The organism is Pseudomonas sp. MOIL14HWK12:I1 (genome assembly GCF_000510705.1).
Taxonomy (GTDB): Bacteria; Pseudomonadota; Gammaproteobacteria; order Pseudomonadales; family Pseudomonadaceae; genus Chryseomonas; species Chryseomonas oryzihabitans.
Genome location: NZ_AZNY01000003.1, coordinates 118,062 through 137,316 on the forward strand (window position 1 = coordinate 118,062; position 19,255 = coordinate 137,316).

Sequence of the window (19,255 nt, forward strand, 5' to 3'; positions counted from 1 at the left end):
TCAAGGGAGAGACCTCATGAACATCACGCGTCTGCTCGTCGCCAGTGTCGCCACCGTGCTCCTGGCCGGCTGCTCGAGCTTTACCCGACCCAGTGGCGAAGCCCTGCCCAAGGATGCCCGCTGGGGCCTGGTGCCCCTGGCCAACTATGCCCAGGCGCCCATGGCCGGCGATCGCGCGGCGCAGATCCTGGTCAGCGTGCTCGGCGAGCGCGGCATCCGTCCGCAGGTCTATGACGACAGCCAGGGCGGCAATCCCACCGACGACGAGAAGGCCCGCCAGCGCGCGGCCCTGGACTGGGCGCGGCAACAGAATCTGCAATACGTGCTCACCGGCAGCGTCGACGAGTGGCAATACAAGAACGGCTTGGACGGCGAACCGGCGGTGGGCGTGACCCTGCAGGTGGTCGAGCCGGCCAGCGGCCGGGTGGTCTGGAGCAACAGCGGCGCCCGCTCCGGCTGGTCGCGCGAGAGCCTGGCCGCCACCGCGCAAAAGGTCCTGCGCGGCACCGCGCAAGAGCTGCAGCTGCGCTGATGGCCCTGCAATCCGTCCACAAGGACTACACCCTGGCGCCCCGCGCCAGTGGCCGCCTGTCCTGGCTGGAAACCCTGCTGGTCACGGCGGCCGCCCTGGGGCTGGGCTTCTGGCTGGTGCCGGACGATCCCCTGATGGTCGGCCTGGCCTTTCCCTGGGTGGTGTTCGCGCCCATCCTCATGGGCGTGCGCTATGGCTTCATGCGCGGCCTGGTGAGTGCCAGCCTCTTGGTTGTGGCCCTGCTCTACCTGCACCGCCAGGGCTATCCGGCCTACGAGGAGATCCCGCCGTCCTTTATCGTCGGCGTGTTGCTCTGCGCCATGCTGGTGGGCGAATTCCGCGACCTCTGGGATCGGCGCCTGGAACGGCTGGACCTGGCCAACGACTATCGCCAGCTACGGCTGGATGAATTCACCCGCGCCCACCACCTGCTGCGCATCTCCCACGATCGCCTGGAGCAGCGCGTCGCCGGCAACGATCTCAGCCTGCGCAGCTCCCTGCTGGACCTGCGTCGCCAGCTGCGCGAGGTGCCGCGCGAGCAGGATGCCCTGCAGGCCCTGGCCGAACCCATCGTCGGCCTGCTGACCCAGTACGGTTCGCTGCGGGTAGCGGGGCTGTACCGGGTCGACGGCAACGGCCGGGTGGATCGTCGCGCCCTCGCCAGCCAGGGCGAGATGCCCGGCATCGATCCCGACGACCTGCTGGTGCGCCTGACCCTGGAGCGCGGCGAGACCCTGAGCATCCGCCAGGCGCTGCTGGAACGCGGCGAGACCCAGCATTCGGCGCTACAGGCCTGCGTGCCGCTGCTGGACACCGAGGAGCGGCTGCTGGCGGTACTGGCCATCGAGCAGATGCCGTTCTTTTCCTTCAACGAACGCACCCTCAACCTGCTGACCATCCTCGCCGGCCACATCGCCGACCTGCTGGGCAGCGATCCCCAGGCGCTGGCCCTGGCCGACGATGACGCCCAGCAATTCTCCCAGCACCTCAAGCGCTCGCTGCGCGACGCCCAGCAGCACGCCCTGCCCGCCTGCCTGTTCTGCTTCGAGATGACCGAGGCCGACGGTGGCGAACGCGCCCTGGCGCTGCTGGAAGGCAGTCGCCGCGGCCTTGACCTGCAACTGCGCCTGACCAATCAGGCTGGTCACCCCTGCCTGCTGGTCCTGCTGCCGCTGACCTCCTCCGACGGCCTGGAAGGCTATCGCCGCCGGCTGCGCCAGCTGCTGGCCGAGCGCCATGGCCAGGACAGCACCCTGGAAAGCCTGGGCGTGCGCAGCCATGAGCACGAGCTGCTGCCCAAGACCCGCGCCCAGGAGCTGCGCGTCTTCCTGTTCAACGAGTGTGGCCTGCATGAACAGCAAGTGGCTGTTTAGCGGCGCCTTCGCCTTCGAGGCCAGCAGCTGGGCGCTGCTGTTCGCCAACCTGCCGGTGGCGGCGGCGGCCCTGGCCTTCGCCGCCGCCCATGCCGCCGGCAGCGCCCTGCTGGCAGGGGGCGCCTGGCTGCTGCTGCCCCGGCGCTACCAGCGCCCGCTGCCCTGGAGTCCGCTGTTTCTCTTCGCCCTGGCCTTCTTCATTCCGCTGCTGGGCGCAGCCGGGGTGATCGCCGCGGTGTTTCCGGCGCTCTATCTACCGCGCAAACACCGCGAGATCGCCTGGGAGGCGCGCAGCGTGCCCAACCTGCCGTTCCGCCCGTTGGAACGGCGCGAGGAGATGCTGTTCAGCGACGGCGGCCTGCAGGACGTCCTGCGCCACGCGCCCAGCACCGACAAGCGCCTGACCGCACTCTTCGCCACCCGCCGCATGCCGGGGCGCGACGCCATCCCCATCCTCAAGCTGGCCCTGCGCGATCCGGCCGACGATGTGCGGCTGCTCGCCTATTCGATGCTCGACCAGCAGGAAAGCCAGATCAACCAGCGCATCGAGACCCAACTCGGCGAACTGGCCAGCACCCCCGCCGAGCGCCAGCCGGCGCTGCACGGCACCCTGGCCCGCGGCTACTGGGAACTGGCCTATCTGGGTCTGGCCCAGGGCAGCGTCCTGCGCCACGTGCTCGGCCAGGCCCGCGAACACATCGAACTGGCCCTGGCCGGGGAAGAAAACGAAGAATTGCGCATCCTCGCCGGGCGTATCGCCCTGGAGCAGGGCGAGCCCGAGCGCGCCCTGGAATTCTTTCAGGCCGCGGAAGCGGCGGGCGTACCCCTGGCGCAACTGGCGCCCTTTCGCGCCGAAATCGCCTTTCTGCGCCGCGATTACGCGGTCATCCCGGCGCTGCTCGACAGCCTGCCGGCGGATCTGAAGAAGCGGCCGCCGTTCGCCGCCCTGGTGAAGTACTGGTTATGAAAGACGCCCCCGCCGCGACCGTCACCCCCGATGTCTGCCTGCTCTTGGAAGGCACCTGGCCCTATGTGCGCGGCGGGGTGTCGAGCTGGGTCAACCAGTTGATCCTCGGCCTGCCGGAGCTGACCTTCTCGGTGTTCTTCATCGGCGGCCAGCGCGAGAACTACGAGAAGCGCCACTACGCCATCCCGCCCAACGTGGTGCACATCGAGGAACACTTTCTCGCCGGGTCCTGGGTGCCCAAGGCGGCGCCCATCAGTCCAAGACGCCAGGCGCCGGTGCAGCTGCTGCGCGACCTGCACGCCTTCCTGCACCACCCCGACGAACCCAGCGCCGCCCAGGGCGATGCCCTGGTGGACGCCTTCGCCCAGGGCAGCGTGACCCTGGACGACTTCATGTACAGCCGCGCCAGCTGGGAGGCCATCACCGAGGGCTACGAGCGCTATTGCACCGATCCCTCCTTCGTCGACTACCTCTGGACCCTGCGCGCCATGCAGGCGCCCTTGCTGATGCTGGCCGAGGCCGCGCGCCGCCTGCCGCGTCCGCGGATGATCCACTCCATCTCCACCGGTTACGCCGGCATGCTCGGCGCTATCCTGCAGCGGCGCTGGGGCTGCAACTTCCTGCTCAGCGAGCACGGCATCTACACCAAGGAACGCAAGATCGACCTGGCCCAGGCCAAGTGGATCGCCGAAGGGCCCGATGAAGCCCTGCGTACTGGCCTGGACGTGGACGTCAGCTACATCCGCCGGCTGTGGATCCGCTTCTTCGAGCGTATCGGCCTGCTCACCTACAAGGCCGCCGATCCGATCATCTCGCTCTATGACGGCAACCGCCGCCGGCAGATCCAGGACGGCGCCGATCCCGCGCGCTGCCGGGTGATCCCCAACGGCATCAGCCTCACCCAGTGGCAGGACGCCCTGGAGCGCCGCCCGGAAGGGGTGCCGCCGGTGGTCGGGCTGCTCGGCCGGGTGGTGCCGATCAAGGACGTCAAGACCTTCATCCGCGCCATGCGCGGGGTGATCAGCGCCATGCCCGAGGCCGAGGCCTGGGTGGTCGGCCCGGAAGACGAAGACGAGGAATACGCCGCCGAATGCCACAGCCTGGTCACCAGCCTGGGCCTGGAGGGCAAGGTGAAATTCCTCGGCTTCCAGAAGATCGGCGACATCCTGCCCAAGCTCGGCCTCATGGTGCTGACCTCCATCAGCGAGGCCCAACCGCTGGTGATCCTCGAAGGCTGGGCCGCCGGGGTGCCGGTGGTGAGCAGCGACGTGGGCTCCTGCCGCGAGCTGATCGAGGGTTCCATCCCCGAGGACCGCGCCCTGGGCACCGGCGGCAGCGTGGTCGCCATCGCCGATCCCCAGGCCACCGCCCGCGCCATCCTCGCCCTGCTGCGCAATCCCGGCCGCTGGCAGGCCGCGCAGCGCACCGGCCTCGCCCGGGTCAATCGCTACTACACCGAGCCGCTGATGCTGGAACGCTATCGCGAGCTCTACCAGGACGCCATCGGGAGGGTCGTCTGACATGGCCGGCATCGGCTTCGAACTGCGCAAGATCCTCGCGCGCGACTCCTACACCGCCACCCTGCGCGCCTATGTCTATGCCGGCCTGATCAGCTCGGGGCCCTGGGTGCTGTCGATCATCAGCGTCATGCTGATCGGCGTGCTGGCCACCGGCATCGTCACCCCCAGCGTGCTGATCCGCCAGTTCCTGGTCACGGTGACCTACCTCATGGCCAGCTCGCTGATCCTCACCGGCGGCCTGCAGCTGTATTTCACCCGCTTCGTCTCGGACCGGCTGTTCGAGGAGAAACAGACCAGCATCCTGCCCAATCTGGTGGGCATCCTGCTCCTGGTCACGCTGGTCGCCGGCGGCCTGGGTTTCCTGCTGCTGGCCACCCTGTTCGACCAGCCCTTCGCCTACCGGCTGCTGGTGCTGGCCAACTTCGTCACCCTCTGCGATCTCTGGCTGGTGATCATCTTCCTGTCGGGGATGAAGGCCTACAACCGCATCCTGGTGGTGATGACACTGGGCTACGCCATCATGATCGCCGCCGCCTTCGTGCTGCGCTTCCTTGGCATGGACGGCCTGCTGATGGCGCTGCTGCTGGGCCACGCCGCCCTGCTGTTCATGTTTCTCTACGACATCATCCGCGAATACCCGGCCGACCGCCTGGTGGCCTTCGACTTCCTCGACCGCAAGCAGATCTTCATCAGCCTGCTGGTCACCGGGCTGTTCTACAACCTGGGCATCTGGGTCGACAAATTCGTCTTCTGGTTCAATCCGCTGACCTCCGATGCCGTCATCGGTCCGCTGCGCGCCTCCATCCTCTACGACCTGCCGATCTTTCTCGCCTACCTGGCCATCATCCCCGGCATGGCGGTGTTCCTGGTGCGCATCGAGACCGACTTCGCCGAGTGGTACGAGCGGGTGTTCAACGCCGTGCGCGGCGGCGAGACTCTGCAGCACATCAGCCAGCTCAAGGAGCAGATGATCCTGGCCATCCGCCAGGGGCTGCTGGAGATCTGCAAGGTCCAGGGCCTGACCCTGGTGCTGGTGTTCCTGCTGGCGCCCCAGCTGCTGGCCTGGCTCGGCATGTCGCACTACTACCTGCCGCTGTTCTACATCGACGTGGTGGGGGTGAGCATCCAGGTGGTGTTCATGGCGCTGCTCAACGTCTTCTTCTACCTGGACCGGCGCGACACCGTGCTGATGCTCTGCACCCTGTTTCTCGGCCTCAACCTGGCGCTGACCCTGCTGAGCATCGAGCTGGGTCCGAGCTTCTTCGGCTACGGCTTCACCGTCTCCCTGGCCTGTTGCGTGCTGCTGGGTCTGCACCGCCTGGACCGGGTGCTGGACGACCTGGAATACGACACCTTCATGCTCCGGCACTGAAGGCCGCCGGCACCGGACGAACGGTGTGACCCGCTCCCTCTGGAGGCGTCCAACACAGCTCATCCCTGCAGGACCCTGCCATGAATACCGCCGCCTTGCGCCTCGTGATCCAGACCACCCAAGGGCGCGCTCGGGACAGTGGCGAGGCCAGCCGCACCTTTGCCGACCAGGCGGCGCGTACTGCCAGCGCCGACGCCACCCGCGGCCCGGCCCTGGAGCGCTTCGCCAGCGCCTATGTCGACAAGGTGCCCGATGCCCTCGAAGCCCTGCTGCTGCAGGCGCGAGCGGTGGCCTTCGAGGCGCCCCTGACCGGGGTGCTGGAACGCGCCCTGGCCGGCTTCGCCCCGGCGGCGCTGGCCCAGGCACCCTCGGCCAGCCTGGCCCTGCTGGCCGCGGCCTATCGCCTCCATCGCCTGCTTGAAGGCCTGCAGGAGCGCCTGGCCGCCTGGTGGGGCGCCACCCGCGCGCCGGCGGCGCCCAGCCTGGGCAATCTCATCGCCCACCAGGTACTGGGCCAGCTCACCGTCGCCGCCCTGGAAGACGCCGTGGAGGGCTGGCTGGATGACCTGGACGCCAGCGTCGAGGCGCCGCTCACCCAGCAGTGCTTCAAGCCGCGGCAACGGCGTGGCGCCCTGACCACGGCCCGCCCGGCCCTGACCCTGAGTCGTCAACGCCAGCGCAGCGTTCGATAAAACGCACGTTTCGGCGCCTTTGGCGGCCGAGTGTCAAATATATTGATAACCCTTCCGGGCCGGTTTAGGGTGGCTGCTCACCGCCATTAGCGAGGAGTCACCCATGAGCTTGCCCAGCCGCGCCGAGTGGGAGCAGCGCTTCCAAGGTCTCACCCTGGAAGGTCGCGCCTTCATCGACGGCGCCTATGTCGACGCCACCGCCGGCGCCACCTTCGACTGCCTGAGTCCGGTGGACGGACGTTTCCTCGCCAAGGTCGCCAGCTGTGACGCCGCCGATGCCGACCTGGCCGTGGCCGCCGCCCGCGCCGCCTTCCAGAAGGGTACCTGGGCGCACCTGGCGCCGGCCCAGCGCAAGCGCGTGCTGATCCGCTTCGCCGACCTGCTGCTGGCCAACGCCGAAGAGCTGGCGCTGCTGGAAACCCTGGACATGGGCAAGCCCATCGCCGACTCCCTCACCATCGACGTGCCGGCCTCGGCCAACGCCATCCGCTGGAGCGCCGAGGCCATCGACAAGCTCTACGACGAGGTCGCGCCCACGCCCCATGACCAGCTCGGCCTGGTCACCCGCGAGCCGGTCGGCGTGGTCGCCGCCGTGGTGCCCTGGAATTTCCCGTTGATGATGGCCTGCTGGAAACTCGGCCCGGCGCTCGCCACCGGCAACTCGGTGGTGCTCAAGCCCTCGGAGAAGTCGCCGCTGACCGCCATCCGCGTCGCCCAGCTGGCCCAGCAGGCGGGCATCCCGGCCGGGGTGTTCAACGTGTTGCCGGGTTACGGCCATACCGTCGGCAAGGCTCTTGGTCTGCACCCGGACGTCGACACCATCGTCTTCACAGGTTCTACCCGGGTCGCCAAGCAGCTGCTGGCCTATTCCGGCGAATCCAACATGAAGCGCGTCTGGCTGGAAGCCGGCGGCAAGAGTCCCAACATCGTCTTCGCCGATGCCCCCGACCTCAAGGACGCCGCCGCGGCCGCCGCCAGCGGTATCGCCTTCAACCAGGGCGAGGTCTGCACCGCCGGTTCGCGCCTGCTGGTGGAGCGCTCCATCAAGGAAGAATTCCTGCCGCTGGTGGTCGAGGCCCTCAAGGGCTGGAAGCCCGGCCATGCGCTGGACCCCGAGACCAACGTCGGCGCCTTGGTGGACACCACCCAGCTGGACACCGTGCTGCGCTACATCGAAGCCGGCCATGCCGAAGGCGCCACCCTGGTGGCCGGTGGCAAGCGCACCCTGGAAGAGACCGGCGGCGTCTATGTCGAGCCGACCATCTTCGACGGCGTGAGCAACGCCATGAAGATCGCCCGCGAAGAGATCTTTGGCCCGGTGCTCTCGGTGATCACCTTCGACACCGCCGAAGAAGCCGTGCAGATCGCCAACGACACCCAATACGGCCTGGCCGCCGCGGTCTGGACCCGCGACATCTCCAAGGCCCACAAGACCGCCCGCGCCCTGCGCGCCGGCAGCGTCTGGGTCAACCAGTACGACGGCGGCGACATGACCGCGCCCTTCGGCGGCTTCAAGCAGTCCGGCAACGGTCGCGACAAGTCCCTGCACGCCTTCGACAAGTACACCGAGCTCAAGGCGACCTGGATCAAGCTCTGATCCCTGACCAGCCGGGTCATGGCGACCCGGCTGGTCGCGGGCGCAGGCCTAGCGATAGACGTGGTAGGTGGCGTATCTGCTCACCTCCACGCTGCCGCTCCAGCTGCTGATCACCCGCTTGGAATCCCAGTCGTACCAGTGCATCCCGGGTGGGTTGCCGATGCCGCGCGAACAACTGCCGGTGCGGACCCAGGCGCCGCGGAACTTGCCGCTTTTCCAGCGTCGCTCCACCACCTGAATGGGTTGCGCCTTGTAGCCCGGCTCTATCCTCACGCCCCAGGTGAAGGCGGTACTCATCGTGCGATCCTGCTTGTAGCTGCCATCGACGCCGAGGATGCTCAGGTATTTGCCGATGAAGGGCAGCTTCTCCGGATTGATCTTGACCCCTACCGACCAGCCGTAGCTGGAGGTCTTGGTCTCGCCCCAGGTGTAGGTGCAGTCGATGGTTCCTCTGGTCGAGCAGCGGAAGATCGGCCCGCGCCAGATCCAGTCCTCCCAGGTCTTGCCTGCCTGCTGGGTGGCGAAGGCCCGGGAACCGTCACCCAGGATGGCGGGCTCGGTGTGGTCGGTGAAGCACTCGCCGGCCTGCACCAGACCGGTCGACAGCAGGAAGCCGAGCGCGCCAACCAGGGTGGATTTCGCAAAGGTATTCATAACTTTGGTCCCTCAAAGTCCGAAGACGTTTTCGATGGTGTTGCTCGCCTGATCCTGCTTGTTGCTCTGGGCCTTGCTCGCGGACAGGGCATCGGCGCGCGTGGGCCGATCGACGGGGGTTATCAGCAGGCCAGTGTCCTTCTCCGGCTTCTTCACCATCAGGGCATCCGCCTCGACAGTCATGCCCAGCGCCAGGGCCGCGTTCTCACTGGCGAGGTGCTGACCGGGTTGATTGTCGAAGATCACGCGTTTGCCTTGATCAAGGGCGTCGTTGATCTCCTTCTTGACGTTGCCGTCGACCTGCACATTGGGCCCGACCACCAGATAGTCGTATTCACCACCCGTGACGATCTTGGTGTCTTCCGCCTTCAATCTATTGAGGACGAATCCGGTATTGCCCAGCACCTTGAGCCGCAAGTAAGGACCCGTACTCAAAGACTCTGCTGCCTGGGCGGTAGTACCCAACAGCGTTGCCAACATCAGCGTGGCCACAGGTTTTAATTTCATATCGAACGCTCCTGTTACGACAGTCATGTCAAAAATGAAAGTCCCACTGAAATACCGAAAGCTCCCGCGAAATGCTCAACTACGCGGCTCTTGCAGTTCTAGCGGACAATAGGAAACCCTTTACCGAAGTCAGCTCCGATAATTGTTTCCCTGACAGTGCTCAGGTAATCAGACAACCGCTAACAGCAACGACCTTGATAGCTAAATGCCCGCCTTTAGCGCACGGGCAACTTCGCTAGTCGTCCGGAAAAAGCCTAGCCAAAGTTTCTTTAAACAAATAGTAACGAATGGCGACCAGGCGAAAGCCGGTAGAAATTCGCTGTTTTAATGCTTTTAAATAAGCATATAAAAAGCGGCTTTAAATTAGAGCAGAGCCAATAACCGTCAGCCGATGATCAATATTTTTTGTGTAAAACCAGATAAATAGCGCGACTGCCAAAACATCGACAGGCGCCAGCCGCCCAAGCCAAGACCCAGAAAAAATGTAACGAGATATTTCATGGCTTTGGAAGGGCGCCGGACGTCCTGCCGGCGGCCACGCGGGGAGCGGACAGCCCGCGCGCTGAAGGCGCGGGCCGCGAGGCAGGTATCAGCCCAGCAGATCCACCAGCAGATCGTCGTGGCGGCGCTGCTGACGATCCAGGCGCAGCTGGCGGGTGCGGAAGATCGACTTGAGGTCTTCCAGGGCGCTGGCGAAGTCGTCGTTGATGATCAGGTAGTCGTACTCGACATAGTGACTCATCTCGCTGACCGCCTCGCGCATGCGGCGCTCGATGATCTCGGCGCTGTCCTGGCCGCGGTTGTCCAGGCGCTGGCGCAGGGCGGCCTGGCTCGGCGGCAGGATGAAGATCGACTGGGCGTGGGGCAGCTTGCGACGGACCTGCTGGGCGCCCTGCCAGTCGATTTCCAGGATCAGGTCGTGGCCTTCGGCGAGGGTGCGCTCCAGGGCGGCCTGGGAGGTGCCATAGTAGTTGCCGAACACCTCGGCGTGCTCGAGGAAGTCGCCGTGTTCGAGCAGGTTGGTAAAGGTCGCGCAATCGACGAAGTGGTAGTTCACCCCGTCGGCTTCACCCGGGCGCATGGCGCGGGTGGTGTGGGAGACCGACACGCGGATGTCGGGCAGGGCATCCAGCAGGGCCTTGACCAGGCTGGTCTTGCCGGCGCCGGAAGGCGCGGAAACGATGTAGAGGGTGCCGGGAAGGGCTGTCATGAAGGTCCGCCTATTCGATGTTCTGCACTTGCTCACGCATCTGTTCGATGAGCACCTTGAGATTGATGGCCGCCTGGGAGGCCCGGGCGTCGATGGCCTTGGAACCCAGGGTATTGGCCTCGCGATTGAGTTCCTGCATGAGGAAATCCAGCCGCCGGCCGGCCGCCCCGCTGCCCGCCAGGACCCGCCGCACCTCGGCCACATGGGTCTCCAGACGATCCAGTTCCTCGGCCACGTCGCTCTTCTGCGCCATCAGCACCAGTTCCTGCTCCAGCCGCGCCGGTTCGAACTCGACCCCCGCCTCGGCGCAGCGCTCGAGGATACGGCGCCGTTGCAGGGCCAGCAGCTCGGGCAGCAGCGCGCGCAGGGTCGCCACCTCCGCCAGCACCTGGTCCAGGCGTTCCTTGATCAGGCGCGCCAGTTCGCGGCCCTCGCGCTGCCGGCCGTCGAGCAATTCATCCAGCGCCGCCTCGAACAGCGCCAGGGTCTGGGCCTTGAGTTCGGCGCCATCCACCTCGGCGCCCGCCAGCACCCCGGGCCAGGCCAGCACGGCCAGGGGATCGAGCTTGGCCGGGCGCGCGATCAGCGCGGCGACGTCTTCGGCGGCGGCCACCAGCTGCGCGGCGCGGCGGGCATCGACGCGCAGGGCCACGCTCTCGTCACGCTCTTCGCGCAGCACGCACTCCAGCTTGCCCCGCGACAGGCGCCGGCGCAGCGCCTCGCGCACGCCGGACTCCAGATCGCGAAAGGTCTCCGGCAGCCGCAGGTGGGGCTCCAGATAGCGGTGATTGACCGAGCGCAACTCCCAGCTCAGGGTGCCCTGGGGCCCCGGCCGCTCGACCCGGGCGAACGCCGTCATGCTGTGCACCATGGCAGGATCCTCGTCTGACGATGCGTGGATCTGGGGCGATCCCGAGCGACCACGCATGTAAAACGCACGATTCTAGCGCACCTGATCGGAGCGACCCAATGCATCCGTGTCGCATGAGCCGGACGCTCTCTATACTATGGACCTGATATCTACGCCTTACAGGAAGCCCGCAATGAAGCGTCCCAGTGGCCGCGCCGCCGATCAGCTGCGCCCCATCCGCATCACCCGTCAGTACACCAAGCACGCCGAGGGTTCGGTCCTGGTGGAATTCGGCGATACCAAGGTGATCTGCACCGCCAGCGTCGAGGCCGGGGTGCCGCGCTTTCTCAAGGGCAAGGGCCAGGGCTGGCTCACCGCCGAGTACGGCATGCTGCCGCGCGCGACCGGCGAGCGGAACCAGCGGGAAGCCGCCAAGGGCAAGCAGGGCGGTCGGACCCTGGAGATTCAGCGGCTGATCGGTCGTTCGCTGCGCGCCGCCGTCGACCTGTCCAAGCTGGGCGAGAACACCATCTATATCGACTGCGACGTGATCCAGGCCGACGGCGGTACCCGCACCGCCTCGGTGACCGGTGCCTGCGTGGCCCTGGTCGATGCCCTGGGCGCGCTCAAGCGCCGCGGCAACCTCAAGGGCAATCCGCTCAAGCAGATGGTGGCCGCCATCTCCGTGGGCATCTACCAGGGCACCCCGGTGCTCGACCTGGATTACCTGGAAGACTCCGCCGCCGAGACCGATCTCAACGTGATCATGACCGACGCCGGTGGCTTCATCGAGGTGCAGGGCACCGCCGAAGGCGCGCCCTTCCAGCCGGCCGAACTCAACGCCATGCTCGAACTGGCCCAGGGTGGCCTGCGCGACCTGTTCGAGCTCCAGCAAGCCGCCCTGCGCGGCGAGTAAGGAAGCCCGCTCATGCACGATCTCGTCCCCGCCCCCAGCGCCGAAGCCCGGCGCTGGGCCATGCTCTGCCACTACGCCGCCTTCCTGGGCTTCGTGGTGCCCTTCATCGGTAACGTCATAGGTCCGCTGGTGGTCTGGCAGTTCAAGCGCGAGGACGACCCCTTCATCGACCGCCAGGGCAAGGAGGCGCTGAACTTCCAGCTCACCGTCACCCTGCTGCACATGATCTGCTGGCTGCTGGTGTGGGTGCTGATCGGCTTTCCGCTGATGCTGCTGGTGGCCTGCGTGGCCTTCGTGCTGACGGTGATCGCCGGCATCAAGGCCAACCAGGGCCGCGATTACCGCTATCCCCTGACCTGGCGGATGGTGAAGTAGCGGGCTTTTTGTGGCCTGCTTCTGATATCCGCGTTGAGGATTTCCGGTCGGCCCGGCGCCGTTTGACAGGCGCCGGAAGCCCTCCGCTATCATCCCCGCGTCGTACCTTTTTCCACCTGTCGCCCGTGGCCGTTCCTGACCGCCATGGGCGGTAGCGTGCCTGCCTTTCGCTTGCAGACCTCATCCAGCCCAGGGACAACGCCAAGGTGGCGAGCCCTCGCGCTGGTTATCGCTTTCGCGCCTTTCACGTCAGCGCAGCGGCCGCCCACGGCCCGCTGCCTCGGCATCAACCCAGGGATGATGATCATGTCGGCCGTAGTCGCCCCCCCGCAATCGGCGTTCCAGCAGGCTTTGTCCTGGCGCTATTCGACCCTCGCGGTCTGGACCGCCATCTCGCTGCTGTTCGTCGAGACCTTTTCCGGCGCCCTGCGCTACTACCTCGACATGGCCGGTGCCTCGGCGTTGATCTACCTGCCCAAGATCGCCTGCCTGGCGCTCTTCGCCCTGCAACTGGCCACCGCCAAGCTACCGCGCATCCTCTGGGTGGCCCTGCTCAGCATCCCGGCCTATGCGGCCCTGGCGTTGCTGCATGGCGCCAGCATCAACAACGTCTTCTTCTCGCTGTTCGTCTACAGCCCACTGCTGTTCGGCCTGCTCTGCGGCCGCGAGCTGCTGGAGCAGCGACGCCTGCTCGGCCGGGTGGTGCTGGGTCTGCTGATCGCCTCGCTCATCGGCATCCTGCTGGACAAGTACACCTCCGTCCCCTGGAAGGGCTACAGCTACACCCTGGGTGGCAACGACATCGCCGGCAACACCAACTGGATGGCCGGCGAGGCCGACCGCATCGCCGGTTTCGCCCGCGTGTCCAACGTCCTGGCCGCCCTGATCGCCGTCTACTGCCTCTATCTCTCCTATTTCGCGCGCTCCTACACGCTCTGGCTGCTGATGGCCCTGACCGGCCTGTTCGGCATCCTGCTGACCACCAGCAAGGCCCCGGCTGCGGCCTTCGCCTTCACCCTGATGCTGATGCTGGGTCGGCGCTTCCCGTGGTCCACCTACCTGCTGTTGCTGCTCGGCGTGGTGGGCGGCCTGCTGCTGCCGATCCTGAGCCTGATCCGCGACTTCGATCCCCATGTGGTCACCAGCGACAGCGGCCTGGCCTCCTTCTACGACCGCCTGGTCAACACCTGGCCCAACGTGGTCGAGGTCATGAGCGAACCCGGCTGGACCCTGACCGGCGCCGGCTTCGGCATGTTCGGCAGCACCATGGCCGCCTTCCCGGTGCCGGGCCTGGACCTGATGGTCAACTGCGACAGCAGCGTGGTCTATCTGTGGTGCGTGTTCGGCGTGGTCGGCATCGCTCTATACTGCCTGCAGCTGCCGCTGTTCATCCGTCTGTACCTCAATCGCGACCGTGAAAGCCACACTCTGCTGGCCATCGCCTTCTGTCTCTGCCTGATCGGCTGGACCACCGACCTCTTCGAGATCGGCGTGGCCAACCTGTTCATCGGCATCACCCTGGGCTATCTGCTGCTCAAGCCCAAGACCGACCCCGGCCTGCACCTGGTCCGCCCGGCACCGGAAACCCTGGCCCCCCACGCCTAGCCCGACGCCTCCTTCTCTCGCCTTCCCCTTGCTGCCCGGATGCCGCTCATGGACTTCAGGAAAGATATCAATGGGCTGCGCGCGATCGCCGTGATCGCCGTCGTCCTCTTCCACTTCAATGCCGACTGGCTACCGGGCGGTTTCGCCGGGGTCGACGTCTTCTTCGTCATCTCCGGCTTCCTGATCACCGGGATCATCTTTCGCGCCCTCGAACAGCAGCGCTTCCGCCTGTCCGCCTTCTACCTATCCCGCGTCCGCCGCATCGTGCCGGCGCTGGCGGTACTCTGCGCCGTGCTGTTGATCGCCGGCTGGTTCTTCCTGCTGCCCAACGCCTATGGCGAACTGGGCAAGCACGTGGCGAGCAGCCTGGGTTTCGTTTCCAACCTGGTCTACTGGAAGGAAGCCGGCTACTTCACCGCCGCGGCCCATGAGAAATGGCTGCTGCACACCTGGTCGCTGTCGGTGGAATGGCAGTTCTACCTGGTCTATCCGCTGATCCTGGTGCTGCTGTCCAAGCTGGTGTCGCTCAAGACCCTGCGGGTGCTGATCCTGCTCGCCACCGCGGCCGGCTTCGCCTTCGCCGTCACCGCCTCCCTGCTCTGGCCGGAAGCGGCCTTCTATCTGCTGCCGACCCGTGCCTGGGAGCTGATGGTGGGCGGCGTCGCCTATCTCTTCCCGCTGCAACTCGCCGCCCGCTCGCGCCGGCTGCTGGAAGGCGCCGGGCTGATCACCTTGGCAGTGGGTTTCCTGACGCTCGCCGAAGGCGATGTCTGGCCGGGCTATCTGGCGCTGATCCCTGTGCTTGGCACTGCCGCCATCATCCTGGCCGCCCGCCAGGATTCGCTGGTCACCGGCAACGGTTTCTCCCAGTGGACCGGTACCCTCTCCTACTCGCTCTACCTCTGGCACTGGCCGGTGGTGGTGTTCATGAGCTATGCCGGCCTGCTCGACAAGACGCCGCACCTGCTGCTGGGCATCGCCGCCTCTTTCGCCCTGGGTTGGGCTTCCTACACCCTGGTGGAGACCCGTGCCTCGCGCCGCAAGGGCCAGAGCGGTGCAGCGCTGGCCACCGGCACCGGCCTGCTCGCCACCCTGTTCCTCAGTGCGGGCGCGGTGAACGCCACCGACGGTGCCATCACGCCGCTGCGCAGCATCAGCCAGTCGGACCGCGCGCAATTCGTGCAGGAATACCTGGATCGCCAGAAGAATCTCCACGACCTCTACTGGCTCAAGTGCGACGCCTATTCGGCCTTTACCCAACGCCACCAGGACGCCATCGACCCCAGCTGCACCCACGGCCAGGGCAAGGGTGGTCTCTTCGTCTGGGGCGATTCCCATGCCCAGGCCCTGTCCTTCGGCTTGCGCAGCCTGCTGCCGGCCGGCCTGCCCTACTACCAGGTGGCCTCGGCGAGCTGCAAGCCGCGCCTCACCGACGACATGGGTCGGCAAACCGAGACGCGAGTGACCTGCAACTACTCCAATCGCACCGCCCTGGAAGCCATTCAGCGCCTGCGTCCGGAGGTGGTGGTCATGGCGCAGAAGGCCGACCACGAAAAGACCGACTGGAACGCCATCACCGAGCGTCTGCACAGCTATGGCGTCAAGCGCATCGTGCTGCTCGGCCCCGTTCCCCAGTGGAGTCCGTCGCTGCCCAGCGTCATCGCCATCCGCCACTGGGGCAGCACCGATGACCACATCGCCGACTCCGCCCTGGATCGCCACGTCCTCGCCACCGACCAGGCCATGCGCCAGGCCAGGCTCCCGGCAGGACTGGAGTACATCTCCCTGGTGCAACGACTCTGCGTCGAGGATGCCTGCCGGGTACGGGCTGCGGATGGCCGGACCCTGCTGCAGATCGACGATGGTCACCTGAGCGACAAGGGCTCGCTGTTCATCGTCGGCCATTACCTGCTGCCCAGTCTGCAACTGACGGCGGCCACTGCCCAGCGCTAGGGCGCCGACCGCACGCCAGCTTCCTGGCTCCATGAAAAAAGGCCGACCCCATCGGGGCCGGCCTTTTTTATTGCCGTGGCAGGATCAGGTCACCGGCGCCGGATTGAACAGCGCCAGGTCGTTGTGCAGGCGATGGCGCTCGGCCCAGGTCTGGCGGCGGCCGCTGGCCACGTCCAGGTAGCACTGGAAGATCTCCCAGCCCATCTCCTCCAGCGACAGCCGCCCGCTCACCACCCGACCGGCATCGATGTCGATCAGGTCCGGCCAGCGCTCGGCCAGCTGGGTGCGGGTCGAGACCTTGATCACCGGCACCATGGACAGTCCGTAGGGGGTGCCGCGACCGGTGGTGAAGATATGCAGGTTCATGCCCGCGGCCAGTTGCAGGGTGCCGCAGATGAAGTCGCTGGCCGGGGTGGCAGCGAAGTACAGGCCCTTGCCACGGATCTTCTCGCCGGGCGCGATGACCCCGGCGATGGGGCTGGTACCCGACTTGGCGATCGACCCCATGGCCTTTTCGACGATGTTGTTCAGCCCGCCCTTCTTGTTGCCAGGGGTGGTATTAGCGCTGCGATCGGCCATGCCCCGCTCCAGGTAGCGGTCGTACCAGTCCATCTCGCGGATCAGGGCGTCGGCCACCTCCGGGGTGGCGGCGCGCGGGGTCAGCAGGTGGATGCCGTCGCGCACCTCGGTGTTCTCGGAAAACATCACGGTGGCGCCGGCCCGCACCAGCAGGTCGGCGGCCACGCCCAGGGCCGGATTGGCAGTGATGCCGGAGAAGGCGTCGCTGCCGCCGCACTGCATGCCCACCACCAGTTCGGACGCTGGTACCGTTTCACGGCGGCGCTGATCGAGCACCTCCAGACGCGCTTCGATCAGCCCCATGATCTGCTCGACCATGCCGGCGAAGCCGTTGGCCGAGTCCTGCAGGCGGAACAGCCAGTCTTCTTCGTTCTGCCCGGCGGTGAGGTCATCGCCCGGCATCAGCTGGCTGGCCTGCAGCTTCTCGCAACCCAGGCCGATGACCAGCGCCTGGCCGCCGAAGTTGGGGTTGCGGCTGATGTTGTGCAAGGTACGGATGGGGATCACCGCATCCGGGGCGTTAATGGCCACCCCGCAGCCGTAGCTGTGGGACAGCGGCACCACGTCGTCGACATTGGGGTAGCGCGGCAGGATCTCCTTGCGTACCCGCTCCACGCAATGGTCCAGCACCCCCACCACGCACTGCACGGTGGTGGTCACCGCCAGGATGTTGCGGGTGCCGACGCTGCCGTCCGGATTGCGAAAGCCCTCGAAGGTGTAGCCTTCCAGAGGTTCGCCGACCTGACCGGGCGCGGTGGCCTTGGGCAGGTTGTCCAGCGCCGGCGGCTCCGGCATGCGCAGCAGGGCTTCGGTGATCCAGCTGCCGGCGGGAACGTCCTGCAGGGCGTAGCCGATGACCTCGCCATAGCGCACCACCGCGGCGCCCGCCGCGAGAGCCACCAGGGAGACCTTGTGGCTCTGGGGAATGGCCTCGACCGTGGTCAGGCCATCGGCGAAGGCGGTGCCGGCGGCCACGCCGGGTTCGTTGACCACCACCCCGACGTTGTCCTGGGGGTGGAGCTTGATGTAGCGCGGCGAATCACGGTGATCGATCAGGTTCATGTTCTTATCCTCTGCCGGGGCTCAGGCCCGGGCCGGGTCAGGCTGGGTCGCGCCCAGGATCTCGCCATCGGCGGTACGCAGCTCGACGCGCTGGATGCGACCGACGATGAACAGGTAGCTGAACACCGCCACCAGGGCATTGGCGCCGACATAGACCAGCGCCCACTTGAAGGAGCCGGTGGCGGCGATGAGATAGCCGATGACGATGGGGGTGGTGATGGAGGCCAGGTTGCCGAAGGTGTTGAACAGGCCGCCGGAGAGCCCGGCGATCTGCTTGGGCGAGGTGTCCGCCACCACCGCCCAGCCGAGGGCGCCGATGCCCTTGCCAAAGAAGGCCAGGGTCATGAAGCCCACCACCATCCAGTCGGCGTCGACGTAATTGCAGAAGATCATGCTGGTGGAGAGCAGCAGGCCGCAGACGATGGGCAGCTTGCGGGCGAAGGTCAGGGAATGGCCGCGCCGCAGCAGGTAGTCGGAGATCACCCCGCCGAGCACCCCGCCGATGAAGCCGCAGATGGCCGGCAGCGAGGCGATGAAACCGGCCTTGAGAATGGTCATGCCGCGCTCCTGCACCAGGTACACCGGGAACCAGGTCAGGAAGAAATAGGTGATGGCGTTGATGCAGTACTGGCCGAGGTAGACACCGAGCATCATGCGATTGGTCAGCAGCTGGGTGATGTAGTGCCACTTGGGACCGCCACCCTGCTGGCGGGTGCCGTTGTCCATGTCCACCAGCCCGCCGTTGTCACGGATGTGCGCCAGCTCCGCGGCGTCGATGCGCGGATGCTCCTTGGGGTTGTGGATGTACTTCAGCCAGACCCCGGAGAAGAGGATACCCAGGGCGCCCATGATGACGAAGACGTGCTCCCAGCCGAAGTGGAAGACGATGCCGCCCATGATCGGCGCGAACAGCGCGGTGGCGAAATACTGCGCCGAGTTGAAGATGGCCGAGGCGGTACCGCGTTCGGCGGTGGGAAACCAGGCGGCGACGATGCGCGCATTGCCCGGGAAGGACGGCGCCTCGGCCAGGCCGACCAGGAATCTCAGCATGAACAGGGTGGTCACCGCCCAGGCCACCGGCAGGCCGCCGACCAGCCCCTGCAGCAGGGTGAACAGCGACCAGAAGAAGATGCTGCCGGCATAGACCTTCTTCGAACCGAAGCGATCCAGCAGCCAGCCGCCGGGAATCTGCCCGGCCACATAGGCCCAACCGAAGGCGGAGAAGATATAGCCGAGGGTGACGGCGCTGATGCCGAGGTCCTTCTGCAGGCTGGAGCCGGCGATGGCGATGGTGGCGCGGTCGGCGTAGTTGATGGTGGTCACCACGAACAGCATCAACAGGATCAGGTAGCGCACCCGGGTGGGTCTTGTGGCATCCATGGGGATCCCTCTTGCGTGATTGTTTTTATTGAAGGTGCGAGTCACCGGATGATTGCGCAATCATATCCTGATGCGACAACCTGACTCAGCCCTGGCGTTTGCCAAAGACTA

At 66.4% G+C, this 19,255-nt stretch carries 17 protein-coding genes; 11 read left to right on the plus strand and 6 right to left on the minus strand.

Annotated features, from left to right (window positions below):
- Positions 1-16 precede the first annotated feature (16 nt).
- The 7 genes from PSEK12I1_RS0100515 (at position 17) to PSEK12I1_RS0100545 (ending at position 8,053) form a co-directional block, all read left to right on the plus strand.
- Positions 17-532 (plus strand): hypothetical protein, encoded by a 516-nt coding sequence (locus PSEK12I1_RS0100515; RefSeq protein WP_017639355.1) that lies wholly within the window; start codon positions 17-19, stop codon positions 530-532.
- The gene (locus PSEK12I1_RS0100520; protein WP_037006547.1) at positions 532-1,905 is read left to right on the plus strand and encodes a PelD GGDEF domain-containing protein; all 1,374 of its coding nucleotides are present in this window, start codon (positions 532-534) and stop codon (positions 1,903-1,905) included. The genes PSEK12I1_RS0100515 and PSEK12I1_RS0100520 overlap by 1 nt, the downstream gene beginning before the upstream one ends.
- Positions 1,883-2,872, plus strand: a complete 990-nt coding sequence (locus PSEK12I1_RS0100525) for a hypothetical protein (protein WP_027598139.1) — start codon at positions 1,883-1,885, stop codon at positions 2,870-2,872. The genes PSEK12I1_RS0100520 and PSEK12I1_RS0100525 overlap by 23 nt, the downstream gene beginning before the upstream one ends.
- Positions 2,869-4,392 (plus strand): GT4 family glycosyltransferase PelF, encoded by a 1,524-nt coding sequence (gene pelF, locus PSEK12I1_RS0100530; RefSeq protein ID WP_007161412.1) that lies wholly within the window; start codon positions 2,869-2,871, stop codon positions 4,390-4,392. The genes PSEK12I1_RS0100525 and pelF overlap by 4 nt, the downstream gene beginning before the upstream one ends.
- A gap of 1 nt (position 4,393) precedes the next feature.
- Positions 4,394-5,764 (plus strand): exopolysaccharide Pel transporter PelG, encoded by a 1,371-nt coding sequence (gene pelG, locus PSEK12I1_RS0100535; RefSeq protein ID WP_027598138.1) that lies wholly within the window; start codon positions 4,394-4,396, stop codon positions 5,762-5,764.
- A gap of 80 nt (positions 5,765-5,844) precedes the next feature.
- Positions 5,845-6,456 (plus strand): hypothetical protein, encoded by a 612-nt coding sequence (locus PSEK12I1_RS0100540; RefSeq protein ID WP_027600358.1) that lies wholly within the window; start codon positions 5,845-5,847, stop codon positions 6,454-6,456.
- 103 nt (positions 6,457-6,559) lie between these two features.
- Positions 6,560-8,053 (plus strand): aldehyde dehydrogenase, encoded by a 1,494-nt coding sequence (locus PSEK12I1_RS0100545; protein WP_027600359.1) that lies wholly within the window; start codon positions 6,560-6,562, stop codon positions 8,051-8,053.
- 48 nt (positions 8,054-8,101) lie between these two features.
- On the opposite strand, the gene PSEK12I1_RS23410 is transcribed toward PSEK12I1_RS0100545, so the two are convergent.
- The 4 genes from PSEK12I1_RS23410 to PSEK12I1_RS0100565 all read right to left on the minus strand — a co-directional run bounded on the left by PSEK12I1_RS23410 (position 8,102) and on the right by PSEK12I1_RS0100565 (position 11,295).
- Positions 8,102-8,707, minus strand: a complete 606-nt coding sequence (locus PSEK12I1_RS23410; protein ID WP_042135254.1) for a hypothetical protein — start codon at positions 8,705-8,707, stop codon at positions 8,102-8,104.
- A 12-nt stretch (positions 8,708-8,719) separates the two neighbouring features.
- A complete protein-coding gene (locus PSEK12I1_RS0100555; RefSeq protein WP_139346894.1) occupies positions 8,720-9,214 on the minus strand; it encodes a hypothetical protein in 495 nt (164 codons plus the stop codon).
- Positions 9,215-9,803: 589 nt separating this feature from the next.
- Positions 9,804-10,424 (minus strand): guanylate kinase, encoded by a 621-nt coding sequence (gene gmk / locus PSEK12I1_RS0100560; RefSeq protein ID WP_007161416.1) that lies wholly within the window; start codon positions 10,422-10,424, stop codon positions 9,804-9,806.
- A gap of 10 nt (positions 10,425-10,434) precedes the next feature.
- Positions 10,435-11,295, minus strand: coding sequence for a YicC/YloC family endoribonuclease (locus PSEK12I1_RS0100565; RefSeq protein ID WP_027600360.1), 861 nt, complete (start codon positions 11,293-11,295; stop codon positions 10,435-10,437).
- Positions 11,296-11,467: 172 nt separating this feature from the next.
- On the opposite strand from PSEK12I1_RS0100565, the gene rph reads away from it, so the two are divergent.
- The 4 genes from rph (at position 11,468) to PSEK12I1_RS0100585 (ending at position 16,123) form a co-directional block, all read left to right on the plus strand.
- Complete coding sequence (gene rph / locus PSEK12I1_RS0100570) at positions 11,468-12,190, plus strand: ribonuclease PH (RefSeq protein WP_017639344.1); 723 nt, start codon at positions 11,468-11,470, stop codon at positions 12,188-12,190.
- 12 nt (positions 12,191-12,202) lie between these two features.
- Complete coding sequence (locus PSEK12I1_RS0100575; RefSeq protein WP_007161419.1) at positions 12,203-12,565, plus strand: DUF4870 domain-containing protein; 363 nt, start codon at positions 12,203-12,205, stop codon at positions 12,563-12,565.
- Between the two features lie 306 nt (positions 12,566-12,871).
- Positions 12,872-14,170 (plus strand): membrane protein, encoded by a 1,299-nt coding sequence (locus tag PSEK12I1_RS0100580; protein WP_042135246.1) that lies wholly within the window; start codon positions 12,872-12,874, stop codon positions 14,168-14,170.
- 48 nt (positions 14,171-14,218) lie between these two features.
- Positions 14,219-16,123, plus strand: a complete 1,905-nt coding sequence (locus PSEK12I1_RS0100585; protein WP_027600361.1) for an acyltransferase family protein — start codon at positions 14,219-14,221, stop codon at positions 16,121-16,123.
- A gap of 84 nt (positions 16,124-16,207) precedes the next feature.
- Here the strand turns inward: PSEK12I1_RS0100585 and garD are convergent, their stop codons facing one another.
- Positions 16,208-17,764 (minus strand): galactarate dehydratase, encoded by a 1,557-nt coding sequence (gene garD / locus PSEK12I1_RS0100590; protein ID WP_027598130.1) that lies wholly within the window; start codon positions 17,762-17,764, stop codon positions 16,208-16,210.
- A 21-nt stretch (positions 17,765-17,785) separates the two neighbouring features.
- A complete protein-coding gene (locus tag PSEK12I1_RS0100595) occupies positions 17,786-19,144 on the minus strand; it encodes an MFS transporter (protein WP_027600362.1) in 1,359 nt (452 codons plus the stop codon).
- Positions 19,145-19,255 lie beyond the last annotated feature (111 nt).